General features: G+C 66.1%; 18 protein-coding genes. 10 read left to right on the forward strand and 8 right to left on the reverse strand.

All coding sequences use genetic code 11. The annotated features are described in order from the left end of the window. Window positions 1-25: 25 nt before the first annotated feature. From leuB to IHE49_RS15000, 5 genes are read right to left on the reverse strand one after another with little or no spacing between them, the layout of a single operon-like run. The gene (gene leuB / locus IHE49_RS14980; RefSeq protein WP_192159345.1) at window positions 26-1,123 is read right to left on the reverse strand and encodes a 3-isopropylmalate dehydrogenase; all 1,098 of its coding nucleotides are present in this window, start codon (window positions 1,121-1,123) and stop codon (window positions 26-28) included. Then, window positions 1,120-1,701, reverse strand: a complete 582-nt coding sequence (gene leuD / locus IHE49_RS14985; protein ID WP_192159347.1) for a 3-isopropylmalate dehydratase small subunit — start codon at window positions 1,699-1,701, stop codon at window positions 1,120-1,122. Before leuD ends, leuB begins: the two co-directional genes overlap by 4 nt. Next, window positions 1,698-3,116 carry a 3-isopropylmalate dehydratase large subunit gene (leuC, locus tag IHE49_RS14990; protein WP_192159349.1) on the reverse strand — a complete coding sequence of 473 codons (1,419 nt, stop codon included), beginning with the start codon at window positions 3,114-3,116 and terminating at the stop codon, window positions 1,698-1,700. The genes leuD and leuC overlap by 4 nt, the downstream gene beginning before the upstream one ends. After that, window positions 3,113-4,210 carry a branched-chain amino acid transaminase gene (locus IHE49_RS14995; protein ID WP_192159351.1) on the reverse strand — a complete coding sequence of 366 codons (1,098 nt, stop codon included), beginning with the start codon at window positions 4,208-4,210 and terminating at the stop codon, window positions 3,113-3,115. Before IHE49_RS14995 ends, leuC begins: the two co-directional genes overlap by 4 nt. Continuing rightward, window positions 4,207-5,862 (reverse strand): 2-isopropylmalate synthase, encoded by a 1,656-nt coding sequence (locus IHE49_RS15000; protein ID WP_192159353.1) that lies wholly within the window; start codon window positions 5,860-5,862, stop codon window positions 4,207-4,209. Before IHE49_RS15000 ends, IHE49_RS14995 begins: the two co-directional genes overlap by 4 nt. A 688-nt stretch (window positions 5,863-6,550) precedes the next feature. On the opposite strand from IHE49_RS15000, the gene IHE49_RS15005 reads away from it, so the two are divergent. From IHE49_RS15005 to IHE49_RS15035, 7 genes are all read left to right on the forward strand, one after another. Beyond that, the gene (locus IHE49_RS15005) at window positions 6,551-7,606 is read left to right on the forward strand and encodes a LacI family DNA-binding transcriptional regulator (RefSeq protein ID WP_343227586.1); all 1,056 of its coding nucleotides are present in this window, start codon (window positions 6,551-6,553) and stop codon (window positions 7,604-7,606) included. Window positions 7,607-7,625: 19 nt separating this feature from the next. Further along, the gene (locus IHE49_RS15010; RefSeq protein WP_225578478.1) at window positions 7,626-10,673 is read left to right on the forward strand and encodes a TonB-dependent receptor; all 3,048 of its coding nucleotides are present in this window, start codon (window positions 7,626-7,628) and stop codon (window positions 10,671-10,673) included. 66 nt (window positions 10,674-10,739) lie between these two features. After that, on the forward strand, window positions 10,740-12,263 hold the full coding sequence (locus IHE49_RS15015) for a tryptophan halogenase family protein (protein WP_192159355.1): 1,524 nt from the start codon (window positions 10,740-10,742) through the stop codon (window positions 12,261-12,263). A 65-nt stretch (window positions 12,264-12,328) separates the two neighbouring features. Further along, window positions 12,329-13,792, forward strand: a complete 1,464-nt coding sequence (locus IHE49_RS15020) for a glucoamylase family protein (RefSeq protein ID WP_192159357.1) — start codon at window positions 12,329-12,331, stop codon at window positions 13,790-13,792. Window positions 13,793-13,808: 16 nt separating this feature from the next. Further along, complete coding sequence (locus tag IHE49_RS15025; RefSeq protein ID WP_192159359.1) at window positions 13,809-15,077, forward strand: sugar ABC transporter substrate-binding protein; 1,269 nt, start codon at window positions 13,809-13,811, stop codon at window positions 15,075-15,077. Then, the gene (locus tag IHE49_RS15030; protein WP_192159361.1) at window positions 15,074-15,949 is read left to right on the forward strand and encodes a sugar ABC transporter permease; all 876 of its coding nucleotides are present in this window, start codon (window positions 15,074-15,076) and stop codon (window positions 15,947-15,949) included. Before IHE49_RS15025 ends, IHE49_RS15030 begins: the two co-directional genes overlap by 4 nt. Then, a complete protein-coding gene (locus tag IHE49_RS15035; protein WP_192159363.1) occupies window positions 15,946-16,767 on the forward strand; it encodes a carbohydrate ABC transporter permease in 822 nt (273 codons plus the stop codon). Before IHE49_RS15030 ends, IHE49_RS15035 begins: the two co-directional genes overlap by 4 nt. Window positions 16,768-17,507: 740 nt before the next feature. Here IHE49_RS15035 and ugpC read toward each other — a convergent pair. Further along, complete coding sequence (gene ugpC, locus IHE49_RS15040; protein ID WP_192159365.1) at window positions 17,508-18,602, reverse strand: sn-glycerol-3-phosphate ABC transporter ATP-binding protein UgpC; 1,095 nt, start codon at window positions 18,600-18,602, stop codon at window positions 17,508-17,510. A gap of 146 nt (window positions 18,603-18,748) precedes the next feature. Here ugpC and IHE49_RS15045 point away from each other — a divergent pair, with 146 nt between their 5' ends. From IHE49_RS15045 to IHE49_RS15055, 3 genes are all read left to right on the forward strand, one after another. Beyond that, a complete protein-coding gene (locus IHE49_RS15045) occupies window positions 18,749-20,104 on the forward strand; it encodes a GH1 family beta-glucosidase (protein WP_192159367.1) in 1,356 nt (451 codons plus the stop codon). A 37-nt stretch (window positions 20,105-20,141) separates the two neighbouring features. Further along, window positions 20,142-21,746, forward strand: a complete 1,605-nt coding sequence (locus tag IHE49_RS15050; protein ID WP_192159369.1) for a glycosyl hydrolase family 39 — start codon at window positions 20,142-20,144, stop codon at window positions 21,744-21,746. Between the two features lie 172 nt (window positions 21,747-21,918). Next, entirely contained in the window at window positions 21,919-22,608 is a 690-nt protein-coding gene (locus IHE49_RS15055; RefSeq protein WP_192159371.1) for a GNAT family N-acetyltransferase, read from the forward strand. 16 nt (window positions 22,609-22,624) lie between these two features. Here IHE49_RS15055 and thrC read toward each other — a convergent pair whose 3' ends face one another. Further along, the gene (gene thrC / locus IHE49_RS15060) at window positions 22,625-23,935 is read right to left on the reverse strand and encodes a threonine synthase (protein ID WP_192159373.1); all 1,311 of its coding nucleotides are present in this window, start codon (window positions 23,933-23,935) and stop codon (window positions 22,625-22,627) included. Between the two features lie 306 nt (window positions 23,936-24,241). Beyond that, a complete protein-coding gene (locus IHE49_RS15065) occupies window positions 24,242-25,210 on the reverse strand; it encodes a homoserine kinase (protein WP_192159507.1) in 969 nt (322 codons plus the stop codon). Between the last annotated feature and the right edge of the window lie 26 nt (window positions 25,211-25,236).

Below are 25,236 nucleotides of genomic sequence, written 5' to 3' on the forward strand. Positions count from 1 at the left end.
TCGCCGTGGAAACGGGGGCGCGTGCTCAGCCGCATGCGCGCGCTCCGTCGAAATAGCTGCGGTGGGTGGTGGCGTAATCCGCCAGCGCCTTGAGCACGGCGTCGCGTACTTCGACGGTGCCGGCGTCGCCGCCGACGTCGCGGGTGCGCGGGCCATGCTGCAGCACGTGGTCGATGGCGGCTTCCACCGCCTGGGCTTCTGCCTCCAGTCGCAACGAATGGCGCAGCAGCAGTGCGACGGAAAGGATGGTGCCCACGGGATTGGCCACGCCCTTGCCCGCGATATCGGGGGCGGAGCCGTGGATGGGCTCGTACAGGCCGTTGCTGCCTTCGCCCAGCGAGGCCGAGGGCAGCAGGCCCAGCGAACCGGCCAGTGCGGCGGCCTCGTCGGTGAGGATGTCGCCGAACAGGTTCTCGGTGACCACCACGTCGTAGCTGCCGGGGCGCGTCAGCAGCAGCATGGCCATCGAATCGACCAGCTGGTGCTCCAGCGTCACGTCGGGGTAGTCGGCGGCGATGCGGGTGACGGTGCGCCGCCACAGCCGCGAGGTCTCCAGCACGTTGGCCTTGTCCACCGAAGTGACATGCCTGCGACGGGCGCGTGCCAGCTCGAAGGCGCGGCGCGTCACGCGCTCGACTTCGGCCACGGTGTACTTGCACTCGTCGGTGGCGGCGTCGGCGGTTTTCGTCTTGGCGCCGAAGTACGCGCCGCCGGTCAGCTCGCGCACGAACAGTACGTCCACGTCCTTGAGCTTCTCGTTCTTCAGCGGCGACAGGTCGGCCAGCGCGGGATGCACGGTGAGCGGGCGCAGGTTGGCGTACACGCCCAGCGCAGCGCGCAAGGCCAGCAGGCCCTGTTCGGGACGCACCGGCGCGTTCGGGTCCGACCACTTCGGGCCGCCCACAGCGCCCAGCAGCACCGCGTCAGCCGCCTTGCAGGCATCCAGCGCATCGGCAGGCAGCGGTTCGCCGGTGGCGTCGATGGCGGCGCCGCCGATCAGCTGTTCGTCGAACGCGAACTCGTGCTCGTAGTGCGCGGCCACTGCTTCGAGCACGGCGACCGCCGCGGCGGTGACCTCGGGGCCGACGCCGTCGCCGGGCAGGGTGACGATGTTCGCTTTCATGCTGCTTGCTCCTGTTGTTCGTAATGGGCGATCAACTTCTCGTTTTGCAGCAGGTAGCCGAGCTGGTCCACGCCGTTGAGCAGGCAGTGGCGTGCGAACGGCTCCAGAGTGAAGCTGATGCGGCCGCCATCAGGCAGGACGATGTACTGGCCCTGCACGTCGATGCTCAGTTCGACGCCCGGGTTGGCCAGCAGCCATTGGTGCTCCGCGGAGGAAACCACGATCGCGAGCAGGCCGTTCTTCAGCGCGTTGTTGCGGAAGATGTCCGCGATCTCGCTGCACAGCACCGCCTGGATGCCGTAGTCCAACAACGCCCACGGCGCGTGCTCGCGCGAAGAGCCGCAGCCGAAGTTGCGGCCGGCAACGACGATGGCGCAACCCTTGGCTTCCGGCTTGTTGAGCGGGAAGGCCGGGTTGTCGCTGCCGTCCGGCAGGTAGCGCCAGTCGTTGAAGCACAGCTTGCCCAGGCCCGTGCGCGTGGTGGTGGTGAGAAAGCGCGCCGGGATGATGCGATCGGTGTCGATGTTCTCGTCCGCCATCACGGCGGTGCGGGAATGGATGCGGGTGACGGGCTTCATGCGGCCTGCTCCTGGTTCAGGTAGTCGCGCGGGTCGGCGATCGCGCCGGCCACGGCGGAGGCCGCGGCGGTGGCGGGGCTGGCCAGCACGGTACGTGCGCCCTTGCCCTGGCGGCCTTCGAAGTTGCGGTTGGAGGTGGAGACGACGAGCTGGCCGGGCTGCGCCAGATCGCCGTTCATCGCGATGCACATCGAGCAACCGGGGATGCGCCATTCGGCGCCGGCGGCGCGGAACACTTCGTGCAGGCCTTCGGCTTCGGCATCGCGGCGCACGGCTTCGGAGCCCGGCACCACCAGCATGCGCACGCCACTGGCGACATGACGACCGCGCAGCACGCTCGCCGCCTCGCGCAGGTCGGACAGGCGCGAGTTGGTGCAGCTGCCGACGAACACCACGTCCACCTTGGAGCCCTGCATGGGCTGGCCGGCGCGGCTCTGCATGTAGTCCAGCGCGCGCTGTTCCATCGCATTGCGCGCGGCGGGCACCGGTGCGTCCATCGCGATGGCCATGCCGGGGTGGGTGCCGTAGGTGACGGTGGGCTTCACCGTACCGGCGTCGATGCGCACTTCGCGGTCGTAGCGCGCGCCGTCGTCGGTCTTCAGCGTGCGCCAGTGCGCCACCGCGCGGTCCCATGCTTCGCCCTGCGCCACGCGCGGGCGGCCCTGCAGCCACGCGAAGGTGGTTTCGTCGGGAGCGATCAGGCCGGCGCGCGCACCGGCTTCGATCGACATGTTGCACACCGTCATGCGCTCTTCCATCGACAGCTTCTCGATGGCCGCGCCGCGGTACTCGATGACGTGGCCAGTGCCGCCGTCCACGCCGATGTGGCCGATGATGTGCAGGATCAGATCCTTCGCGCCCACGCCTTTCGGCAGTTCACCGTCGACGTGGATCGCCAGCGTCTTCGGCTTGCGCTGCAGCAGGCATTGCGTGGCCATCACGTGGCCCACTTCGGTGGTGCCGATGCCGAAGGCCAGCGCGCCGAACGCGCCGTGCGTGGAGGTGTGGCTGTCGCCGCAGACGATGGTGTTGCCCGGCTGCGTGGCACCCAGCTCGGGGCCGATCACGTGCACGATGCCGCGCTCGCTGCTGTCCCAGCCGTGCAGTTCGACGCCGAACTCGCGGCAGTTTTCCTCCAGCTGCGCGACCTGTGCCTTGGCCTCGGCGTTGGCGTAGGGGCGCTCGCCGTCCGCGCCGGCAGGCAGGGTAGGCGTGGAATGGTCCAGCGTGGCCAGCGTGCGATCCGTGCGGCGCAGCTTGAGGCCGCGCGAGCGCAGTTCGTCGAAGGCCTGCGGCGAGGTGACTTCGTGCACCAGATGCAGGTCGATGTAGATGATCGCCGGGGTGTCGGCGGTCTCGGGGGCGACCACGTGGGCGTCCCAGATTTTTTCGAACAGTGTGCGTGCAGCCGTCATGCCGGGATCTCCAGAGAAGCGGGCTTTTCCTGATGAGTGCGGGCATGGATGCCCGCTTCTTGACCTTGGTGGCCATGGACGGCCACAGAGGCAGCTCCATGGATGGCCGCTTTTTGATCTTCGCGGTCATGGACGACCGCACTGGTAAACCCTTGGCCCAGGGTCGCCGCGCGAGTCGGATCAACCACATCCAACCAGCCCCACTTGTCGTGGGTGCGGCCATCGAACAGACCGAAGAACGCCTCGCGCAGCGCGCGCGTCACCGGGCCGGGCTTGCCGTTGCCCACGGATTTGCGGTCCACCGAACGCACCGGGGTGATCTCGGCGGCGGTGCCGGTCATGAACATTTCGTCGGCGGTGTACAGCGCCTCGCGCGGCAGTTCGCGTTCTTCCGCTTCGATGCCCAGATCGGCAGCCAGCGTGAGCACGCTGTCGCGGGTGATGCCGGCGAGGATGCCGGCGCTGGAAGGCGGCGTGACCAGCTTGCCGCGCTTGACCAGGAACAGGTTCTCGCCGGCGCCTTCGCTGAGCAGGCCGTTGTGGCCCAGCGCGATGCCTTCGTCGTAGCCGCCGCGGCGCGCTTCCAGCCCGATCAGCTGGCTGCTGAGGTAGTTGCCGCCGGCCTTGGCCCAGCTCGGGATGGTGTTCGGCGCGGGGCGGTTCCACGAGGACACGCACACGTCCGCGCCGCGCTCGGCGGCGTCGCCGAGGTAGGCGCCCCACGCCATCGCCATGATCGCCACGTCCACCGGCGCGCCATCGCGCGGCAGCACGCCCAGGCCGCCGGCGCCGCGGAACACGATGGGGCGCACGTAGGCGGATTGCATGCCGTTGGCGCGGATCACCTCGTGGCAGGCGGCGTCGATTTCGGCTTCGCTGTAGCCGACGTCGATCTCGTACACCTTGGCCGATTCGAACAGGCGGCGCGTGTGGTCGGCGAGGCGGAAGTAGGCCGGGCCGTTCGGCGTGGCGTACACGCGCTCGCCCTCGAACACCGAGGAGCCGTAATGCAGCGCGTGCGTGCTGACGTGGACGTTGGCTTCGGCCCAGGGCTTGATGCGACCGTTGTGCCAGAGGAAGGCGGTATGGCTCATGGATGGTTCTCCTTTTGCGCGCTTCCCTGCGCGCGAAGATCAAAAAGCGGCCTTCCATGGCCGCACTCTTCAATGGATGACTCGGGTCGGCTCTGCGCAGCCTGCCGTTCGATGCGGTTGACGATGGCCAGCGCGGCTTGCGCGGCGGCTTCGACGATGTCGGTGCTCACGCCGTGGCCGCGCCAGTCGCGTTCGCCGTGGCGTGCGGTGAGCTGGGCCTGGCCCTGGGCGTCGCCGCCCGCGCTCACCGCGCGCACCTGGAATTCGGTGACGTCCAGCGTGTTGCCGGTGACGCGTTCGATGGCGCGCAGCACCGCGTCCACCGGACCGTCGCCGATCGCCGCCTCGCCGGTTTCGCGGCCGTCGTCGTGGCGCAGCTTCACCGACGCCGAGGCGCTGCCGCCCAGGTGCGTGTTGCTGCTCAGCTGCACCAGTCGCCACGGGCCCAGCGCTTCCGGGTCCTGGCCCAGCGCGATGGCTTCCAGGTCCTCGTCGTGGATCTCGCGCTTCTTGTCGGCCAGGGTCTTGAAGCGCGCGAAGATCACGTCCATCGCGGCCTCGTCGGGGTCATGTCCCAACACCTGCAGGCGCTGGCGCAGCGCGGCGCGGCCCGAGTGCTTGCCCAATACCAGCTTGGTCTCGGCGATGCCCACGTCCTGCGGACGCATGATTTCGTAGGTGCCGCGGTGCTTGAGCATGCCGTGCTGGTGGATGCCCGACTCGTGCGCGAAGGCGTTGGCGCCCACGATGGCCTTGTTGCGCTGCACGTTCTGGCCGGTCAGTTCGCTGAGCAGGCGCGAGGCGGGGTAGAGCTTGCGGGTGTCGATGCGCGTGTCGGTGCCGAACCAGGTGCCGCGCACCTTCATCGCCATCACGATTTCTTCCAGCGCCGCGTTGCCCGCGCGCTCGCCAATGCCGTTGATGGTGCATTCCACCTGGCGCGCGCCCGCGCTCACGGCGGCGAGGCTGTTGGCCACACCCAGGCCCAAATCGTTGTGGCAGTGGCTGGAGAACACCACGTGTTTGCCGCGTTTGACGTTGGCGATCAGGTAGGCGAAGCGCTCGGCGATTTCCGTCGGCGTCATGTAGCCCACGGTGTCCGGCGCGTTCAGCGTGGTGGCGCCCGCGGCGGCGGCGGCGTCGAACACCTCGACCAGGAACTCCGGCTCGGTGCGCATCGCGTCCTCGGCCGAGAATTCCACCTCGTGCGCCAGCTGCATGGCGCGTTCCACCGCGGTGACGGCGGTGTCCAGCACCTGCTGCTTGCTCATGTTGAGCTTGTGCTCGCGGTGCAGCGGGCTCGTGGAGAGAAACACGTGGATGCGCGAGCGTTTGGCCGATTCCAGCGCGCGACCGGCGCTGTCGATGTCGCCCGGAACGCAGCGCGCCAGGGCACAGGCGGTGGTTTGCGTGAGCGTGCCGGCGATCTGCGCGACCGCGGCGAAGTCATCCGGTGAAGCCTGCGGGAAGCCCGCTTCGAGCACGTCCACACCCAGCGCTTCGAGCATCTGCGCCATGCGAAGCTTGGCGCGCCGGTCCATCGAGAAGCCGGGCGTCTGCTCGCCGTCGCGCAAGGTGGTGTCGAAGATGCGCACGTGTTCGGCGGCTACGTCGCCGATATCGCTTTGCGGGTCGTTCTGCTGGTTTTCCATTGCTGGCTCCGCTGTGTGGGTGCGGCGCCGAGGGCAACAAAAAACCCCGCTCCATTTCTGGTGCGGGGTTCTTTGGGTGTTTTCAGGTTCTTTCTAGCTACCTGGACACATGCCCTCAGCCCGCACCTCCGTTGGTAATAAGGAGTACGAGTACAAGGGCAAGAAGGAGCGTGCCGCGAAGCCGCAGCAGGCCCGCAACCGTCGGAGGACGGTTCAATGCGGCGGTGCTGCGGTGGCTGTTGCGCTGCGACATGCCATCGACCGTACGCCTGAGCTTTCAGCCTGTCAACATTTTTTTCATGACGATTTTTCAGAAGCCGTCTGGAGTCGCGTTTTGGACGTATGGATGGATGGCCGTCCAAACGCCTGCACTCCTAGGGCTTGGATCAGGTGCCGCGGACGGGCATGAAAGCGTTTTCTGGAAAGGCGCACATTCTGTCCCGCATAGTGGTTGGACGACCCAGCCGGCACAGCGTGCGTGTACGTGGAATGTCGCATTGCGACAAATCATTGAATCGCAAGAAGAACTCTGAAATCTATGACTGCGATGCTAATCATTGGCCACTTGGCCAGGTGCTGCTTCCGTGTTGCAGCAAAAGTGTCTACAAACATCCTCTTTACAAGTCTTCATGAAAACGTTTACGTTCAGCCCACCTTGCGCCTGGGAGGCGCGGAGCGGGGAAAACAAGTGACGGCAACGATCAAGGATGTTGCACGCGAAGCCAAGGTCTCGGTGGCCTCGGTGTCGCGCGCGTTGAATGGCGCAGGTGGCGTTACGCCTGAGACTGAGAAGCGCATCCGCGAGGCCGCGGCACGCCTGCGCTACGTGCCGCACGGGGCTGCCCGCAGCCTGATCACCAAGCGTACGCATACGGTGGGCGCGCTGATGCCCGACCTGCATGGCGAGTTCTTCTCCGAACTGATCCGAGGCATCGACCTGGAAGCGCGCTCGCACGGACTGCACCTGCTTGTCTCCAGTTCGCACGATGGCGCGGAGGATGCCGCCGCGGCGTTGCGCGCGATGCAGGGCCGGGTGGACGGCATCGTGATCCTGTCGTCGCCGCGGGTGGACGCTGCCTTCCTCGAGGCCAACCTGCCGGACGGCCTGCCCGCGGTTCTGCTCAACAGCGAGGTGAAGGCCGGCGCAGCGGCGGTACTGAATATCGACAACTTCGCCGGCACCTACGCCATGGTGCGCCATCTGGTCGGCGTCGGGCACGACCGCATCGCGTTCGTCAGCGGGCCGAAGGACAACTTCGACGCCCGGCAGCGCGAAGCGGGATTCCGCGCGGCGATGGCCAAACTGGCACCGGGGACGTCGCTGCGCATCGTGAGCGGAGACTTCGGCGAATCGTCCGGGTACCGGGCCGGCCTCGAACTGCTGGCGTCGAAAGTGCGCCCGCAGGCCGTATTTGCAGCCAACGACATGATGGCCGTGGGCTGCCTGCAAGCCTTCAAGGAAGCCGGGATCGACGTGCCGGGCGAGATCGCCCTGGCAGGCTTCGACGACATCCCGATCGCGCGTTACGTCACGCCGCCGTTGAGCACGGTGCGCGTGCGCATCGCTGAATTGGGCAAGAACGCCATGGATCTGCTGGCCGACCTGATAAATCGCCCCGGGTCGTCGGCTGCATCGGTGCACACGCTCGGCTGCGACATCGTCGTACGCGAGTCGTGCGGAGGACATCGGGGCGGAACCTCAGCCACCACAACCAAGAAAATCCACCGCCCGTCGAACAGATGACGAAACTGGAGGGGAGCTCATGAGCAGTCGCAGGTCTTTCAAGAAGCGTTTGTTGCCGGCAGCCGTCATCACGGCAATGCTGGCCTCGGCGCCCGGCATCGTGATGGCGCAGACGTCCGACGCCACCTTGCGCGGCAACGCCGCGCCCAATACGAATGTCACGGTCAAGAACGTCGCCACCGGCGCCACGCGTGTCACCCAGTCGGGCAAGGACGGCAGCTTCGCGATCGTCGGGCTGCCGTCGGGCACCTATTCGGTGCAGACCGGTGCCGGCGTGCAGAAGACGGTCCAGTTGAACGTGGCGTCGATCAGCACGGTCGACCTGACCTCTGCCACGACCTCGCCGGCCAATGCCAAGACGCTGGGCGGCATATCGGTGAACGCGACCACCACGGAACTGCCGGAAGTAACCACGTCCGAAGTCGGCAACATCGTCTCGATGCGCGATATCACGGCATTGCCGGAGGCTTCGCGCAACTTCCTGGAGCTTGCCGACATCGTGCCGGGCATGGTGTTCACGCGCAATTCCGACGGCACTACCAGCCTCCGTTCCGGGGCCCAGGCCAGCAGCAACATCAACGTGTACATCGATGGTGTCGGCCAGAAGAATTACGTGCTTTCCGGCGGCATCACCGGCCAGAACGCCAGCCAAGGCAACCCGTTCCCGCAGCTGGCGATCGGTTCGTACAAGGTCATCACCTCCAACTACAAGGCGGAGTACGACCAGATATCCTCGGCCGCGATCACGGCTGAAACCAAGTCCGGCACCAACGAGTACCACGGCGACGTGTTCGGCAACTTTACCAACACCCGCATGCGTGCTGAGACTCCCACCGAGGAAGTCACGAAGGACAAGACGCCGTCGCACGAAAAGGACTACGGCTTCGATTTCGGTGGCCCGATCGTGAAGGACTTGGCGCATTTCTATGTCGCCTACGAAGGCAAGGAATTCGACAGCCCCACCACCATCGCGCCCGGTGTCGCCGGCTACACCAGCGACCTGCCCGCCAGCGTGCAATCGCAGCTGGGAGCGGGCAGCCTGCCGTTCAAGGAAGATGACTGGTTCGGCAAGCTGGACTTCGAACCGACCGAGCATGACCGTTTCGAGTTGAGCGGCAAATATCGCGACGAGACCTCCATCAGCGGCCTGGGCGGTGTCGATACCACCACGGCGGGGCTCAACACGATCAATACCGACAAGCGCGTCGATCTGCGCTGGGACCACAGCGCCTACAGCTGGTTCAACCGCCTGCAGCTTACCTACGAAGACGCGTTCTTCGCGCCCACGCCGATCATCCTCGGCGATGGCAGTGCGTACACGCTTACCGGTGCACAGCTGAACACCACCATCGTGCAGACCGGCAACTCCCCATTGGCCCAGCAGAACAAGGGCCAGAAGGGTCCGGCGATCCAGGACGACCTGACCTTCAACGACCTGGAGTGGAACGGCGACCACGTCATCAAGATGGGCTTCAAGTACAAGGCCGTGAAGCTCACCGCGCAGGACGCGGGCGATTCCAACGCGCTCTACAACTATGCAGTGACGAGCGCCGGTACGGAGTCGATCCCGTACCAGGTGCAGTTCGGTTCGCCAACACCAGGACTGAGTCCGGTGGCCACCAGCTCGGACAAGCAGTTCGGCGCCTACGTGCAGGACGACTGGACGGTAGACGATCACCTGACCTTGAACGTCGGTGTGCGTTGGGACTACGAGAAGACGCCGTCCTATCTCGATTACGTGACCCCCGCGAATGTGGTGGCGGCTTTCCAACAGCAGTATCCGGGCGGCCCGGCGGGGGAAACCTACGCGCAGGCACTGGCACTGGGTGGCGTGAACGTCAATGACTACATCAGCACCGGGCACAACCGTCATGCGCAGACCAACGAGTGGCAGCCGCGCTTCGGCTTCTCCTACGACATCAACGGCGACCAGAAGCATGTGATCTTCGGCGGCATCGGCCGTTCCTACGACCGCGACCTGTATGAGTCGCTGCAGGTCGAGCAGACCAAGTCAGTGTTGTCGCAGCCTACCTTGCTCTTCAACACACCCGACGTGCCCTGCACGGTCGGCGTGGGCAGTTGCTATGCGTGGAATCCGGCCTATTTCAACATCGCGACCTTGCAGGCCCTGGTAGCCGGATCCACGGCCGGCAAGGAAGTCGACATGGTCAACAACAATCTCAAGGCGCCGTATTCCGACCAGTTCAGCATCGGCATGCGCAACCAGATCGGCGACTGGAACACCAGTGCGACGTTCACCGACATCCGCAGCTACGACGGCCTGGTGTACACGCTGGGCAATCGCTACCCCACCGGCGCGTTCTGGGAGAACGGCAGCCAGGCCTGGAGCGACGGCATTCCCGGATTCGGCAGCATGATCATCGGCAACAACGGACTGGAGACGCGCGCCGACGAGATCCTGCTGTCAGCCGACAAGCCGTACACGCCGGAATCGCACTGGGGGGCGACGATTGCCTACACCTATTCGCACACCAGTCAGAACAACGACAACGCCGATCCCACGGACCAGTACGCGTTCGACTACGCCACGATAGGCGACTACCCGTTCACCTCGTCCGGCGTCGCCAAGCACCGCTTCGTGGCAACCGGTACGTTCGACGGCCCGTGGGGCTTCGTGCTTGGCGCCAAACTGACTCTGGCCACACCGGTTCCCGACCTCAATCTTGCCTGCTATGGGGCGACGCCCACGAATGTGGATAGTGACGGCATTGCCGGCAGCGGTTGCCGGTCCGTAGCGATCGCGCCGCCGGGCAACGGGCGCTTCCTGATCGGTGGCAAGATCTTCGGCGAGCGCGACCTGGACTTTCAGGCTACCAAGAACTTCAAGATCTACGGCAACCTCAATGCCTACGTGCGTTTCGACCTGATCAACGCGTTCAACTGGAACAACTACACGTCTTACATAGAAACCTGGGGAGCGAATGGCGTGATGAGTCGCACGCCGGTGGTCTACGCCACCACGGAGAACTACGGCGCTACCGGCATCGCACCCAACATCACGGGCTATCCGCGCATGGTCAAGGTTTCGATGGGTCTGAGCTTCTGATGATCCTGGCCGGGGTGCCTTGCGCACCCCGGCTCCCGTCGGGTTGCCCGCCATCGAGACGATTTAATGACCGACATGCGCATCAAACGTATCGTCATCGCCGGCGGCGGAACCGCGGGTTGGATGGCGGCGGCGGCGTGCTCCAAGGTGCTGGGTGGCGATTGCGCCATCCGGCTGGTGGAGTCCGAGGAAATCGGTACTGTCGGCGTCGGCGAAGGCACGGTGCCGCACCTCAAGTTGTTCAACGATCTGCTCGGGGTCGACGACATCGAGTTCGTCCGCAACACCCAGGGCACGTTCAAGCTCGGCGTCGAGTTCAAGGACTGGGCGCGGCTTGGCGACAGCTACTTCCACGGTTTCGGCGACATCGGCCACGGCATCAGCCTGCTGCCGTTCCACCAGTTCTGGATCAAGGCCACGCAGTTGGGCTTGGCCGGGGACATCGGCGCTTATTCGCTCAACACGGTGGCTGCGCCGCGCGGCCGCTTCATGCCTTCCGCCAAGGACGTTCCCGCCCATTCGCCGTTGGCGAACGTCGCCTACGCCTACCATTTCGATGCCGGACTGTACGCGCGCTTCCTGCGCCGCTACGCCGAGCAGCGCGGCGTGCGGCGCACCGAAGGCAAGATCGCCAGCGTCGAACTGCGGCCGCACGACGGCTTCGTCTCGGCGCTGGTCATGGAAGGCGGCGAGCGTATCGAAGGCGACCTGTTCGTCGATTGCACCGGCTTCCGCGGGCTGCTGATCGAGCAGACCCTGCATACCGGCTACCACGATTTCTCGCACTGGCTGCCCTGCGACCGCGCGGTGGCGGTGGGTTGCGAGCGGGTGGCGCAGCTCACGCCCTATACCCGTTCCACCGCGCGCACGGCGGGCTGGCAGTGGCGCATCCCGTTGCAGCACCGTACCGGCAACGGGCATGTGTATTGCAGCAAGTACATGAGCGATGACGAAGCCGCCGCCGTGCTGCTGGAGAACCTGGACGGCAAGCCGCTGGGCGATCCGCGCCTGCTGCGCTTCACCACCGGCGCGCGCAAGCAGGCGTGGAACCGCAACGTGGTCGCGCTGGGGCTGGCCGGCGGTTTCCTGGAGCCTTTGGAATCCACCAGCATCTACATGATCCAGTCCGGCATCGCGCGCCTGCTCGACATGTTCCCGCAGCGCGATTTCAGCCCGGTGCTGATCGACCGTTACAACGCGCGTGCGCGCTTCGAGTACGAGCGCATCCGCGATTTCCTGATCCTGCATTACTGCGCCACCGAACGCGACGATTCGCCGTTCTGGAACTACTGCCGCACGATGCCGTTGCCGGAGCAGCTCGACGAATACATCCGCCTGTTCCGCGACAGCGGACGCATCTACCGCGACGGCGAAGAGATGTTCGCCACGCCGAGCTGGGTGCAGGTGATGCTGGGCCAGCGCGTGCTGCCGCAGGGCTACCATCCGCTGGTGGACCAGATGCCGGAGAAAGACCTGGCCGGCTTCATGGCCGGTGTACGTCAGGTGGTGAACTCCTGCGCGGACGCGATGCCGATGCACCAGGCTTTCATCGACAAGGTCTGTCCGGCGCCGGCAATGGAGAACGCCTGAGTTTTTACCGCGGCGTCGGCGTGGCGTCGCGTGTCGATTGATCACTCCACCGACCCGAGGTCCGAATGTCTTCCTCCCCATGGTGCCGGCTGCGTGTCTTCGCGGTTGCCGCCCTCGCGGTGCTTGTCGCAGGCGGCCCGGTACGCGCGGCAGCGTCGATTGCGCCGCCGCAGCCCGATTCCCTGACCTGGCAGAACCTGGCGCCCGACCAGCGGGCCTTCATCGACGACCTCGAACACCGCACCTTCGACTGGTTCTGGCAGAGCGCGGATCCGTACACGGGACTGGTGCCGGATTCATGGCCGAACCACACGTTCTCTTCCATCGCCGCCGTCGGCTTCGGTTTGACGGCCTACGGCATCGGCGTGGAGCGCGGCTACATCACGCGCGAGCAGGCGGTGCAACGAACCCTGACCACGCTGCGTTTCTTTGCCAATGCGCCGCAGAACGGCGGTGAAGACGACACCGCTGGTTATCATGGCTTCTTCTACCACTTCCTCGACATGCAGACGGGCCGCCGCTACGAGCGCGGCGTGGAGCTGTCCAGCGTGGATACGACGCTGCTGATGGGTGGCGTGCTGTTCGCGGAGAGCTATTACGACCGCGATACGCCGCGAGAGAAGGAGATCCGCCAGCTCGCCGACCAGCTCTATCGAGCCATCGACTGGCCGTGGATGCAGGTGCGAAAGCCCTTGATCAGCATGGGCTGGACGCCGGGTGGCCAGTTCATTCCTTCCGACTGGGAAGGCTACGACGAGGGCAAGCTGGTCTACATCCTCGCGCTGGGCTCGCCCACGCATCCGGTGGACGCGGACGCGTGGACCGCGTGGTGCGCGACCTATCCGAAGCAATGGGGCGCGTTCCAGGGCTATACCTTCCTCAACTTCGGCCCGCTGTTCGGCCACCAGTACAGCGAGACGTGGGTGGACTTCCGTGGCATCCGCGACGCATGGGGTCGCGCACACAACCTCGATTACGCGGAGAACGGCCGATTGGCGACCTACGCGCAGCGCTCCTATGCCATCGCCAATCCCGGTCACTGGACGGGTTACGGCGCCGACGTGTGGGGCCTGACCGCCAGCGACGGGCCGGGCGACGTCACCGAGAATTCGCCGCAGGGCGTGCGTCGCTTCAGCAGCTACATGGCGCGCGGCGCGGGGCTGGACGACATCACCGACGACGGCACCATCGCGCCTACCGCGGCGGGTGGCTCCATCGCGTTCGCACCGTCCATCGTGCTGCCTGCGTTGATGACGATGAAGCAGCGCTACGGCCAGTACATCTACAGCCGCTACGGCTTCGTCGACGCCTTCAATCCGAGTTTTCACGGCACATCGGAGGACGGTCATACCTATCCCGGTTTCGGCTGGGCCGACAACCAGCAACTGGGCATCGACCAGGGGCCCATCCTGTTGATGATCGAGAACTGGCGCAGCGGGTTGGTATGGAGCGTGATGAAGAAGAATCCGTACATCCGCCATGGCCTGCAACGCGCCGGCTTCACCGGCGGCTGGCTGGAGCGCCACTGAGGCGGCGCGGATGGGCATGGCATCCGGACGCGGTGCGTGGTTGCGATGGGTCTCCATCACGGTTGCGCTGTGCCTTGCCGGTTGCGGCCCGAGGCACGGCGACACGCTGGTGTTCTGGACGTTCGGTCCCGAGGGCGAAGCCGTCGCCAGCCTTCTGCCGGATTTCGAGCGCACGCATCCCGGTATCCATGTGGAAGTACAGCAGCTGCCGTTGAGCGCGGCGCACCAGAAGCTGCTCACCGCGATTGCCGGGGGTACCACGCCTGATATGGCGCAGCTCGGCAACACCTGGCTGCCGGAGCTGGTGGAGCTGCATGCGCTCGCTCCGCTGCGGCAGCACGTGGATGCCACGCAGACGGTGGTCGCGCCGGATTACTTCACCAGCATCTGGGCGACCAACATCAGCGGCGGCCAGCTGTACGGCATTCCGTGGTACGTGGACACGCGCCTGCTGTTCTACCGCAGCGACCTGTTGAAGCAGGCGGGCTTCGATGCGCCGCCGCGCGACTGGTCCGAGTGGCGGCGCATGCTGGCTGCGCTCAGCCATCCGGAGCGCAAGGTCTACGGCATCCTGCTGCCTACCAACGAGTACGAACAGCTGTTGTCGCTGGCCTTGCAGCAACCCGCCCCCCTGCTGCGCGACGACGACAGCCGTGGCAATTTCGAGAGCGCCGGCTTCCGGCGCGCGCTGGCGTTCTATGTGGACACCTTCCGCCTGCAGCAGGCGCCGGCGGTCACCAACGTGGAAGTGGGCAACCCATGGGACGAATTCGGTCGCGGTGTGTATGCGTTCTATTTCTCGGGGCCGTGGAACGTCGCCGAATTCCGCAAGCGACTGCCGGCGAGCGAGCAGGGCGACTGGGCCACGGCATCGCTGCCCGGGCCGGACGGCCCCGGCGCGGGCCTCGCGGGTGGCGCCAGCCTGGTGGTGTTCCGCGCATCGAAGCATCAGCGCGAGGCATGGGCGCTGGTCGAATATTTGTCGCAGCCGAAAGTACAGCAACGCTTTTACCAGCTCACCGGCGACATGCCGCCACGGCGTAGCAGCTGGAACAGTCCGCTGTTGCAGAATGACGCGGCCATGCACGCTTTTCGCGACCAACTCGAACGCGTGAAACCCACGCCGGCGGTGCCCGAGTGGGAACGCATCGCGGTGATGATGCAGCAGGTCGCCGCGCGCGCCGTGGCCGGCGAGCTGACCGTGGACCAGGCCGCAGCAGAGATGGATCGCCAGGCCGACATCATTCTCGCCAAGCGGCGTTCGCTGCTGGAGGCGCGGCAATGAAGGCATCGCGCGTGGCATGGCTGTTCCTCGCGCCCGCACTGCTGGTGCTGGCCGTGTTCTTCCTGCTGCCGGTGCTCGTTGCGCTTGCCCTCAGCTTCACCGACTACGATCTCTACGCGTTGGCCGACCTGCACAACCTGCGCTTCGTGGCGCTGGGCAATTATTGGGTGCTGTTGCACCGGCCGCAGTTCTGGGCTGCGTTGGGGCATACCTTCTACTTTGTGGGGATGGGCGTGCCGCTGTCGCTGGCCGCCTCGCTGGGTGCGGCCCTGCTGTTGCATTCGCCGCTGGCGCGCTGCAAGGCCTTCTTCCGCACCGCGCTGTTCGCGCCGGTGGTGACCACCGCGGTGGCGACGGCGGTGGTGTGGCGTTACCTGTTCAACACCAAGTACGGCTGGGCCAACCACCTGCTCGGCATGTTCGGCATCCATCCGGTCGACTGGCTGGGCGATCCGCATTGGGCGATGCCCACCATCATCCTGTTCGCGGTGTGGAAGAACTTCGGCTACAACATGATCATCCTGCTCGCCGGCCTGCAGGCGGTGCCCGCCGAGCTGTACGAGGCGGCGTGCATCGACGGTGCCTCGGCCTGGCGGCAGTTCCGCCACATCACCTTGCCGATGCTGGGGCCGACCCTGCTGATGGTGGCCATCCTCACCGTGTCGGGCTATTTCCAGTTGTTCGCCGAGCCCTATGTGATGACCGAGGGCGGCCCCTTGGAGAGCACCACCAGCGTGCTGTATCTGATGTACGAGGACGGCTTCCAGTGGTGGAACCTCGGCGTCGCCACGGCGGAGGCCTTCGTGCTGTTCCTGGTGATGTTCGCGGTGACTGCGGCGATGTTGCGGCTGTCGCGCAAGGCGGTGGCATGAACCCGCGGCTGGCGAAGGCGCTCATCAACGGTCTGCTGCTGGGCGGCGCGGCGGTTGCGCTGTTTCCGCTGCTGTGGATGCTCGCGGTGTCCTTCATGCCGTCCGGCACCTCCAACGCATTGCCGCCACCGCTGTGGCCCGCGCATCCCGTGCTGGACAACTACCGGCAGCTGTTCGGGCACGCGGGCATGGGCCGTTATCTCCTCAACAGCCTGCTGATTTCCGGTGCGATCACGCTGCTGTCGCTGGTGTTCAACCTGCTGGCGGGCTACGCCTTCGCCAAGCTGTGCTTCACGGGGCGCGAGCAGTTGTTCCGCATGCTGCTGGGCCTGCTGGTGGTACCGGCGCAGGTGGCGATGCTGCCGCTGTTCCTGATGTTCAAGTACGCCGGACTGGTGGACACCTACGTGGGCGTGGTGCTGCCGGGCACGGCTTCGGTGCTCGGCATCTTCCTGGTGCGCCAGTACGCACGCGGCCTGCCTGACGAATTGCTGGAGGCCGCGCGCATCGACGGCGCCGGGGAACTGCACATCTTCGTGCGCATCGTGCTGCCGCTGCTGCGGCCGGTGGTGGCGACGCTGGCGATCCTCACTTTTCTCACCGCGTGGAACGACTTCATGTGGCCGCTGATCGAGCTGACCGGGCAGGGGCATTACACGTTGCCGCTAGGGCTGGCCTCGATGGCGCGCGAGCACACGGAGGGTACCGAACAGATGATGGCTGGGTCGGTGCTCACGGTGGTACCGGTGCTGGCGCTGTTCCTGGCGATGCAGCGGCATTATCTCGATGGCCTGCTGCTGGGCAGCGTGAAGGGATGAGTACGAGTAGGCGCCACGATCTGCGAGCCGTCGCTCCGCAGCCGGTAGGGGCAGAGTTTTTTTGCTTGTTCGTTCGCCAGCGGCAAAGCGGCTTCGTCCACCTTCCGGTGGCCGAGCTACTTTCTCTTTGCGTGCTCAAAGAGAAAGTAGCCAAAGAGAAAGAGCACCCCGATGGCGCGCCCTCCAGGCATCCTACCTTCCGGGTGCGCGGGTGGGCTACGGGGTTTTTTGGCGGCACATCCTGGGCTGTCGAAAAACTGGCCGGCATCCCTGCGAGCCGTCCTTCGGACTGTCCTCCATCCGCCCGCCGCGCCATAGGGGCTCCGGAAGCGCAGTGTGCTCCCTGCGCGCAAGAGCAACAGCCTGAGCAAAACCGAACGCGACAGACTGGCCGTGTTTCTGCTTCTGGCGCGCACGATGCGCGCCTGCTCTTCTTGGGCCCCTCGGCGGCGGCGAGGCGTGGACGACAAGGCCGCGCAGCGGGCATCGCCATGGACGGCGATGCCTTTTCGACCGGACAGGATGCCCGGCCGAAAAGCCCGGCCACGCCTCACGGACTTGCCGGGCGGGAAGCCCGGCAAGCGCCTCCGCGGGGTGGCCTTCTCTTTGGGTTACTTTTCTCTTGGCCACGCAAGAGAAAAGTAACTCGGGTGCCGGCAGGCACACGAAACCGCTTTGTTGCTGGCGACAGCATCTGCAGAGTCCTCTTCCACACATGCATGCAGGGAAGCGTGCATGCTTCAGCCGATGCGTGCACCATCGCGTGTGTCGAAGAAATGCAGCCGCTGCGTTGTGATGCCGAACCGCACCGTTTCACCCGGTGCGCAGACGACGCCAGGCGGTGTACGCGCGACCAGCGCGATGTCCCCGTGACGCAGGTTGAGGAAGACCTCGTTGCCCACCGGCTCCAGCACCTCCAGCCGTGCCTTCAGTGCGGCGGCAGGATCGTCGTCAGCGAGCGGATGCAGGTCTTCCGGGCGCAGGCCGAGGACCACCTCGCGGTCGCGCCAGCCAGCCAGCGCATCCGCCTGCGGTGGCGTGCCGAGCCGTATCGCGCCACCCGCCGTGGCCAGCACCAGGCCACCGTCCACCTGCAGCGTGCCGCGCAGCAGGTTCATCGCCGGGCTGCCGAGGAAGCCGGCCACGAACAGGTTGGCGGGACGCTCGTAGAGCTTCATCGGCGTGTCGATCTGCTGGATCGCGCCCTGGTCGAACACCACGATGCGCTGGCCCAGCGTCATCGCCTCGACCTGGTCGTGCGTGACGTAGACCGTGGTGGTGCCGAAGCGGCGATGCAGGCGGGCGATCTCCACGCGCATCGACAGACGCAGCCGCGCGTCCAGGTTGGACAGCGGTTCGTCGAGCAGGAACACCGCGGGCTGGCGCACCATCGCGCGACCCAGCGCCACGCGTTGACGTTGGCCGCCAGACAGCGCGGCAGGGCGCGCGTCCAGCCGTTGTTCCAGCTCCAGCAGGCGCGCCACCTCGTCCACGCGCTTGGCGATTTCCGCACGCGGCATGCCGCGCAGGCGCAGGCCGAAGCCGAGGTTCTCGGCCACCGTCATGTGCGGGTAGAGCGCGTAGTTCTGGAACACCATCGCGATGTCGCGATCCTTCGGCGCTACGTCGTTCACCACGCGGTCGCCGATGCGCAGCGTGCCGGCGCTGATGGTTTCCAGTCCCGCGAGCATGCGCAGCAGGGTGGTCTTGCCGCAGCCGGAGGGGCCGACCAGCACCAGCAGCTCGCCGTCGGCGATGTCGAAGCTGGCGCCAGCGACGCCGACGTGTCCGTTGGGATAGACCTTGCGCACGTGGTCGAGACTGACGGTGGCCATCGGCGTTGCGTGCTCTCTGCTGGTTGTCGCGGCGCGACGGTCGGTGTCGCGGAAAAGGGCGTGCATCCCGGGACGGCGTTCGGCTATTCTCGGGATGTAAACGGTTACATCAAGCCGCAGTGCGGCATTCGAGAGTTTCGGAATCCATGACTCGACGCTACCGCTTTCCGGACGGCTTCCTCTGGGGCGCGGCCACTTCCGCCTATCAGATCGAGGGTTCGCCGCTGGCGGACGGCGCCGGTCCCAGCATCTGGCAGCGCTTTGCGCACACGCCCGGGATGATGGCGAACGGCGACCACGGCAACGTGGCCTGCGACCACTACCACCGCTACAAAGACGACGTGCAGCTGATGCGCGCGCTGGGCCTGCAGAGTTACCGCTTCAGCGTGAACTGGGCGCGTGTATTGCCCGAAGGCACCGGTCGCGTCAATCCGAAGGGGCTGGACTTCTACTCGCGGCTGGTCGACGAACTGCTGGAAAACGGCATCACGCCCAACGCCACGCTGTTCCATTGGGACCTGCCGGCGGCGCTGGACGACCGTGGCGGCTGGCTCAACCGCGACAGCGCGCATTGGTTCGCGGAATACTCCGCAATCATGTTCAAGGCGCTGGACGACCGCGTGCCGTACTGGAGCACGCTCAACGAACCGTGGGTGGTGGTCGATGGCGGCTATTTGAACGGTACGCTGGCGCCCGGTCACCGCAGCCCGTTCGAGGCGCCGATCGCCGCGCACAACCTGATGCGCGCCAGCGGTGCGGGCATCCAGGCCTATCGTGCGCACGGCAAGCATGCGATCGGCGTGGTGTTCAACATCGAGCCCAAGTATCCCGCTTCCGACAGTGCGGAAGACCTCGCCGCCACGCGTCGCGCCAACGCCTACATGAACCAGCAGTTCGCCGATCCGGCGCTGCTCGGCAGCTATCCCGCCGAGCTGGTGGAAGTCTATGGCGATGCGTGGCCGGATTTCCCGCCGGACGATTTCCGATTGACGAAGCAGCCGGTCGATTTCGTCGGCCTCAACTACTACACGCGCGCCGTGGTGCGGCACGACGCCAACGCATTTCCGCTGCGTGCGGCGCCGGTGCCGCAGCCGCAGCACACACGTACCGAAACCGGTTGGGAGGTCTACGAGCAGGGCCTCGTCGACATGCTCACCGGCTTCCGCGAGCGTTACGGCGACATCCCGCTCTACATCACCGAGAACGGCTCCGCCTTCTACGACCCGCCGACCGTGGAAGGCGAGTTGTTGCAGGACCCGCTGCGCGTGGATTACCTGCGCAAGCACCTCCAGGCCGCGCATCGCGCCATCGAGGCCGGCGTGGATCTGCGCGGCTATTACGCGTGGTCGTTGCTGGACAACCTGGAGTGGTCGCTTGGCTACGCCAAGCGCTTCGGCCTGTACCACGTCGATTTCGCCACGCAGAAGCGCACGCCCAAGGCGACCGCGAAACTCTACGCAGGCGTGATCGCAAGTCATGGCGAAGCGCTGGACGCATCCTGAAAGCCCGAATCATGCGCAGCGGCGCAAGGGAGACGACATGAGGAATACGAAGACGATGCTGCGCCGAACCGCATTGGGCCTGCTGGCCGTGAGCCTGTTCGCGGCGGGCATTGCGCAGGCCGCCGCGCCTGCTGCTGGCGACGACGTCCGGATCGTGGTCGACGCAAAGGCGCAGGGCACGCCCTTTCCGCACTACTGGGAACAGATGTTCGGCTCCGGCCGCGCCTCGCTGGCGCTGCGCGACGCCTATCGCAAGGACCTCACGGCGGTGAAGCAGGCCACGGACTTTGGCTACGTACGCTTCCACGGCATCCTCGACGAGGACGTGGGCCTGTTCCATTTGGGAAGGAACGGCCAGCCGTTCTACAACGCTGCCGACAAGTCGGCCAAGGATGCCCAGCCGGTCTACAACTTCTCCTACGTGGACCAGATCTACGACGGTCTGCTCGAGCGTGGTGTGCGTCCCTTCGTCGAGTTGGGCTTCATGCCGGACGAGATGTCATCCGACCCCAAGGCGATCCAGGATTTCTGGTACCGACCCAACGTCGCTCCGCCGAAGGACTATGCGCTGTGGGACGGCATGATCCGCGCCTTCGCCCAGCACCTGGTCGCGCGCTACGGCATCGACGAAGTGTCCAGGTGGTACTTCGAGGTGTGGAACGAGCCGAACATCGGCTTCTGGGCCGGCAACCCCAAGATGGCGACCTACTACACGCTGTATGACCATACCGCGCGCGCGCTGAAGTCGGTGAGTCCGCGCCTGCGCGTGGGCGGCCCGGCCACGGCCCAGGCGGCCGAGGTCGCCGGCTTCCTCAAGCACGTGCACGACGCCAACGTGCCGGTGGATTTCGTCAGCACCCACGTGTACGGCGACGACACGGCGGACAACGTGTTCCACACCAGCGAGAACATTCCGCGCAAGGACATGGTGTGCCGGGCGGTGGACAAGGTGCACAAGGAGGTGCTGGCTTCGCCGTATCCCAGACTGCCGTTCATCATGAGCGAGTTCAACGCTTCCTACGCGAACCTGCCCAATGTCACCGACTCGGTGTACATGGGCCCGTGGCTGGCCAACACCATCCGCGCCTGCGCGGGCAAGGTGAGCGCGATGAGCTACTGGTCGTTCTCCGACGTGTTCGAGGAGGGCGGCGTGGTGCGCACGCCGTTTTACGGCGGCTTCGGCCTGATCGCCGAGGACAATATCCGCAAGCCTTCCTATAACGCGTTCGCGATGCTGCACAAGCTGGGCGACGTGCAGCTGCAGTCGTCCTCCGACTCCGCGCTGGTTACCCGTCGTGCCGACGGCACGCTGGTGCTGGCCTTGTGGAACTATGCGCCGCCAGTGGGCGACACCGCCGACTACACCGTCGGCAAGCCGAAAGGCGACACCAGGCACTTCGAGGTCGACGTGTCCTCGCTGCCGGCGACCGCCGCCGCCACTGTGTGGCGTCTGGACGAAACGCACGGCAACGTCATCGCCACGTTCGACCGGATGGGTCGCCCGGCCTTCCCGTCGCGCGAGCAGATCAGGCAACTGCGCGAGGCCGGCCAGATGGCCGCGCCCGAGCAGGTTGCGCTGCATGGCGGCAAGCTCGCCTTCGACATTCCGCCGCAGGGCCTGGTGGTGGTCGAGGTGCATTGAGGTCGTGCGTTGACATCACGTTTGATTGAGCGCTGCCAGTGAGTCCCTCTCCCCTCGGGAGAGGGTGGCGGCAGCCAGAAGAGGGTTAGGTCGGAGCGAAACGCGGCCGTATCACCGAACCCTCACCCCCGACCCCTCTCCAAGAGAGAGGTGGAAATCGGCAGGAGGACACATGGAGCCGCTAGACCGTCCCGTCTGGACCAGCCTGACCACCCTGCATGCCGGCCTCGCGCTGGGCGATGCGCTGGCGAAGTGCTACCTGCCGGAGGTCAACCGCTTCGCTTCCGCGCGCGACGACAGCGACGAGGCGCTTGCGGCTTTGGCCGTGCTGGTGCGGCCGGCCAATCTGGTGTTCGTGCTGCAGATGCCGGAGATACGCATCCCGCCCGGACTGGTGGCGAGCAAGACCGCCAAGGGCGTGCAGATGGTGGCCGCCGCATCGCTCGCTGCAGAGGCCGGCCCGGACGAAGTGCTGTCGCTGGGCGACGCGGATGCGCCGGAGATGCTGGCGCTGGCCACGCTCACCCAACCCGGACCGTTCCTGCGCCAGACCCACCGGATGGGGCAATTCGTCGGCATCCGCATCGATGGCCGGCTTGCCGCGATGGCCGGTGAGCGTTTCCGTTTTCCCGGCCATACCGAAGTCAGCGGCGTGTGCACGCATCCGGATTTCCGGGGGCGCGGGCTGGCGGGACGCCTGTCCCGCCACGTTGCAGCCAGCATCGCCGCGCGCGGCGACACAGCCTTCCTGCATGCGTGGAAAACCAACACGGCAGCGATCCGCCTCTACGAAAAACTGGGCTTCCGCCTGCGTTGCGAAGTGAACGTAGCGGTGCTGCAGTGCGAGGCCGGGCTTGCCTGATTCCGCCCGGCCGATATCAGGCCCGCTCGAGCAACCAATGTTTCAATGCCTCGTCGGTTACGGACAACGGCTCTGCGCTGGCCGAACGTTGCAGCATCGCCGCGAGTGCCGGCGGTACATCGACGGCGCGGCCGATCAGCGGCTCCACCACCTGCTCGAACTTCGCCGGATGCGCGGTGGCGACCACGGCCCACGGCCTGTCGTCGCCCTGATCGCGCAGGCGGTCGAGCAGGTGCATGGCGGTGGCGGTGTGCGGGCAGAATGGTTCGCCGTGTTCGCTCGCATGCAGGGTGATGGTGCGGCGGATGGGGGCATCGTCCACGCTTTCAGCATGCAGTGTGCGGCGCAGTGCCATGTCGTCGCCGAAGGTCCAGCGCAGGCGTTCGAAATTGCTGGGTGCGCCCACGTCCATCGCATTGGCCAGCGTGGCGACGGCTTCGCGTGGCGCGTAGTCGTCGCCAGAGAAAAATTCGGGCAAGGTGGCGTTGGCGTTGCAAGCCAGCCGGACCTCGCCCAGCGGCAGGCCCATCGCGCGCACCCACAGGCAGGCCAGCGCGTTGCCGAGGTTGCCGGTGGGCACGAGGAAGTTCAGCGGTTCGCCGTGTTTGCGCCAGAAGCCGAGCGCCGCATGCGCGTAGTAGCTCATCTGCGGCAACAAACGACCGAGGCTGATGCTGTTGGCGGAACTGAGCGGCACGGCGCGTTGCAGCTCGGTGTCGTTCAGCGCAGCCTTCACCATGCGCTGGCAATCGTCGAAGCGCCCCGCCACGCGCAGCGCCTGCACGTTGTCGCCGAAGCAGCCAAGCTGATGCGCCTGTCGCGGCGAGACGAGGCCGTCGGGATACAGGATCGTCACGCGCACATTTGGCTGGCGATGGAACGCCGCACCCACCGCTGCGCCGGTGTCGCCCGAAGTGGCGACCAGGATGGTGAGCGGTCGATCATCCGCGCGCGGAAGCCGACGCAAACAGGCGGCGAGGAAGCGCGCACCTACGTCCTTGAATGCCGCCGTCGGGCCGTGGAACAACTCCAGCACGTGCGCATCGCCATACGGCAGCGGGCGCAACGGCACCGCGAAATCCAGCGCTTCGGCGCAGATCGCCGGAAGTTCACCAGCCAGCGCATCCCCCGCGAAGAACGGCGCGAGCAAGGTAGCGGCGGTGTCCGCCAATGAGCCCCGCGGATCGAAATCCGTCGGAGCCAGCGTCGGCAATCGCTCCGGCACATACAGGCCGCCATCCGGCGCCAGCCCTGCGGCAACGGCTTCGCTCAAAGTGGCGGATGGCGCACGACTGCGCGTACTGAGATAACGCAACGAATCACGCATGGCTCACACCACCCATGCACGATTGCCTGACATCCTCAGTCTCCAGATACGGCGCGGTGTGGCTGTCTCGTCTATCGTGTAGGCGGAAGTAGTTCCAAGTTCCTCGACACGGCTTGTTTGTAGTTCCGGCGTATCGAACTAGGCCGTTTCTCTTGGCTACTTCTCTTTGGGCCCGCAAAGAGAAGTAGCTCGGGCGCCGGCTGGCGTCCGAAAGCCCGCCGCAGGCGAGCCAAACTGCAGGAGCGACAAGTCGTCGCGAGCACCCACCCCTCATCTCAGAGGGCATAGGACGACAAAGCGCATGTTTCATGCTGCCACTCCATCGTCCACCAAACGCGCCGCCGGCCCATCAATCGGCGCAACAAACGCATCGCTATCCAGCCCGACTTCCCCGAACGCCGCCTGCATCGCCACGGCAGCCGCCTCCGCCTCGTCGCGACGCTCGAACCAACCGAACACGCTGGGGCCGCCACCGGAAATGCTGGCCCCCAACGCACGATGATCAAGCGCCGCCTGCTTCACGCGCCCGAAGTTCGGCACCAGCGGCGCCCGCCGCGGTTCCACCAGCACATCCTTCAAGCCATCGCGCACCAACGTGGCATCACCCCGATAGCATCCGGCCAGGAGCAGCGAAAGATTCGCACTCTGCGCCACGAACTCGCCCAGCACGTAATGGCCCGCCAGCGCCGCGCGCGCCTTGCGCGTCTCCAGCACGAAATGCGGATGCACCAGCGCGCAATGCCAGTCGGAGGGCACCGGCACGCGCAACACGCGGTCGTGTGTCGCCAGCACCAGGCCGCCGAGCAATTGCGGACCCACGTTGTCGCCGTGGCGGCCGCCGCTGGCCACCGCCTCGCCATCCATCGCGAAGCCGTACAGAGACTCGCGTGGCAGCGGCGTGTCCAGCAGCGCGTTCGCCGCCACCAGCGCGGCCACGCAGGAGGCCGCCGAGCCGGCCATGCCCGAGCCCAGCGCGATGCCCTTGTGCAGCACGATCTCGAAGCCGTGGTGCAGGCCCAGTGCCTTGCGTAGCGCGAGCAGGGCGGCGCCGGCGGTGTTGTGCTGCGCATCGAGCGGAAGCTCATGCTCGGTGCCGTGGATCGCCGCGATGCGCACGACGGGTTCGTCGATGCGGCGTACTTCGGCGCGGTCGCCGGCGCCAGCCATGCTGTGGCCGAGGATGTCGAAGCCCACGCCGACGTTGCCGACGCAGGCGGGCGCGAACGCGGCGGCATGGGTGCGGCGATGGACTGGACGGGAGGTCGAGGGCTTCATGGCTTCCTGCAACAGGGTAGGGGCGT

Origin of the sequence: Rhodanobacter sp. 7MK24 (genome assembly GCF_014842995.1) — a bacterium.
In the GTDB taxonomy this organism is placed as follows: Bacteria; Pseudomonadota; Gammaproteobacteria; order Xanthomonadales; family Rhodanobacteraceae; genus Rhodanobacter_A.

Bases quoted from the DNA above. Each gene is read 5' to 3' on its own strand.
- leuB (WP_192159345.1), bottom strand. From the start codon at position 1,123: ATGAAAGCGAACATCGTCACCCTGCCCGGCGACGGCGTCGGCCCCGAG.
- leuD (WP_192159347.1), bottom strand. From the start codon at position 1,701: ATGAAGCCCGTCACCCGCATCCATTCCCGCACCGCCGTGATGGCGGAC.
- leuC (WP_192159349.1), bottom strand. From the start codon at position 3,116: ATGACGGCTGCACGCACACTGTTCGAAAAAATCTGGGACGCCCACGTG.
- IHE49_RS14995 (WP_192159351.1), bottom strand. From the start codon at position 4,210: ATGAGCCATACCGCCTTCCTCTGGCACAACGGTCGCATCAAGCCCTGG.
- IHE49_RS15000 (WP_192159353.1), bottom strand. From the start codon at position 5,862: ATGGAAAACCAGCAGAACGACCCGCAAAGCGATATCGGCGACGTAGCC.
- IHE49_RS15010 (WP_225578478.1), top strand. From the start codon at position 7,626: ATGAGCAGTCGCAGGTCTTTCAAGAAGCGTTTGTTGCCGGCAGCCGTC.
- IHE49_RS15015 (WP_192159355.1), top strand. From the start codon at position 10,740: ATGACCGACATGCGCATCAAACGTATCGTCATCGCCGGCGGCGGAACC.
- IHE49_RS15020 (WP_192159357.1), top strand. From the start codon at position 12,329: ATGTCTTCCTCCCCATGGTGCCGGCTGCGTGTCTTCGCGGTTGCCGCC.
- IHE49_RS15025 (WP_192159359.1), top strand. From the start codon at position 13,809: ATGGCATCCGGACGCGGTGCGTGGTTGCGATGGGTCTCCATCACGGTT.
- IHE49_RS15030 (WP_192159361.1), top strand. From the start codon at position 15,074: ATGAAGGCATCGCGCGTGGCATGGCTGTTCCTCGCGCCCGCACTGCTG.
- IHE49_RS15035 (WP_192159363.1), top strand. From the start codon at position 15,946: ATGAACCCGCGGCTGGCGAAGGCGCTCATCAACGGTCTGCTGCTGGGC.
- ugpC (WP_192159365.1), bottom strand. From the start codon at position 18,602: ATGGCCACCGTCAGTCTCGACCACGTGCGCAAGGTCTATCCCAACGGA.
- IHE49_RS15045 (WP_192159367.1), top strand. From the start codon at position 18,749: ATGACTCGACGCTACCGCTTTCCGGACGGCTTCCTCTGGGGCGCGGCC.
- IHE49_RS15050 (WP_192159369.1), top strand. From the start codon at position 20,142: ATGAGGAATACGAAGACGATGCTGCGCCGAACCGCATTGGGCCTGCTG.
- IHE49_RS15055 (WP_192159371.1), top strand. From the start codon at position 21,919: ATGGAGCCGCTAGACCGTCCCGTCTGGACCAGCCTGACCACCCTGCAT.
- thrC (WP_192159373.1), bottom strand. From the start codon at position 23,935: ATGCGTGATTCGTTGCGTTATCTCAGTACGCGCAGTCGTGCGCCATCC.
- IHE49_RS15065 (WP_192159507.1), bottom strand. From the start codon at position 25,210: ATGAAGCCCTCGACCTCCCGTCCAGTCCATCGCCGCACCCATGCCGCC.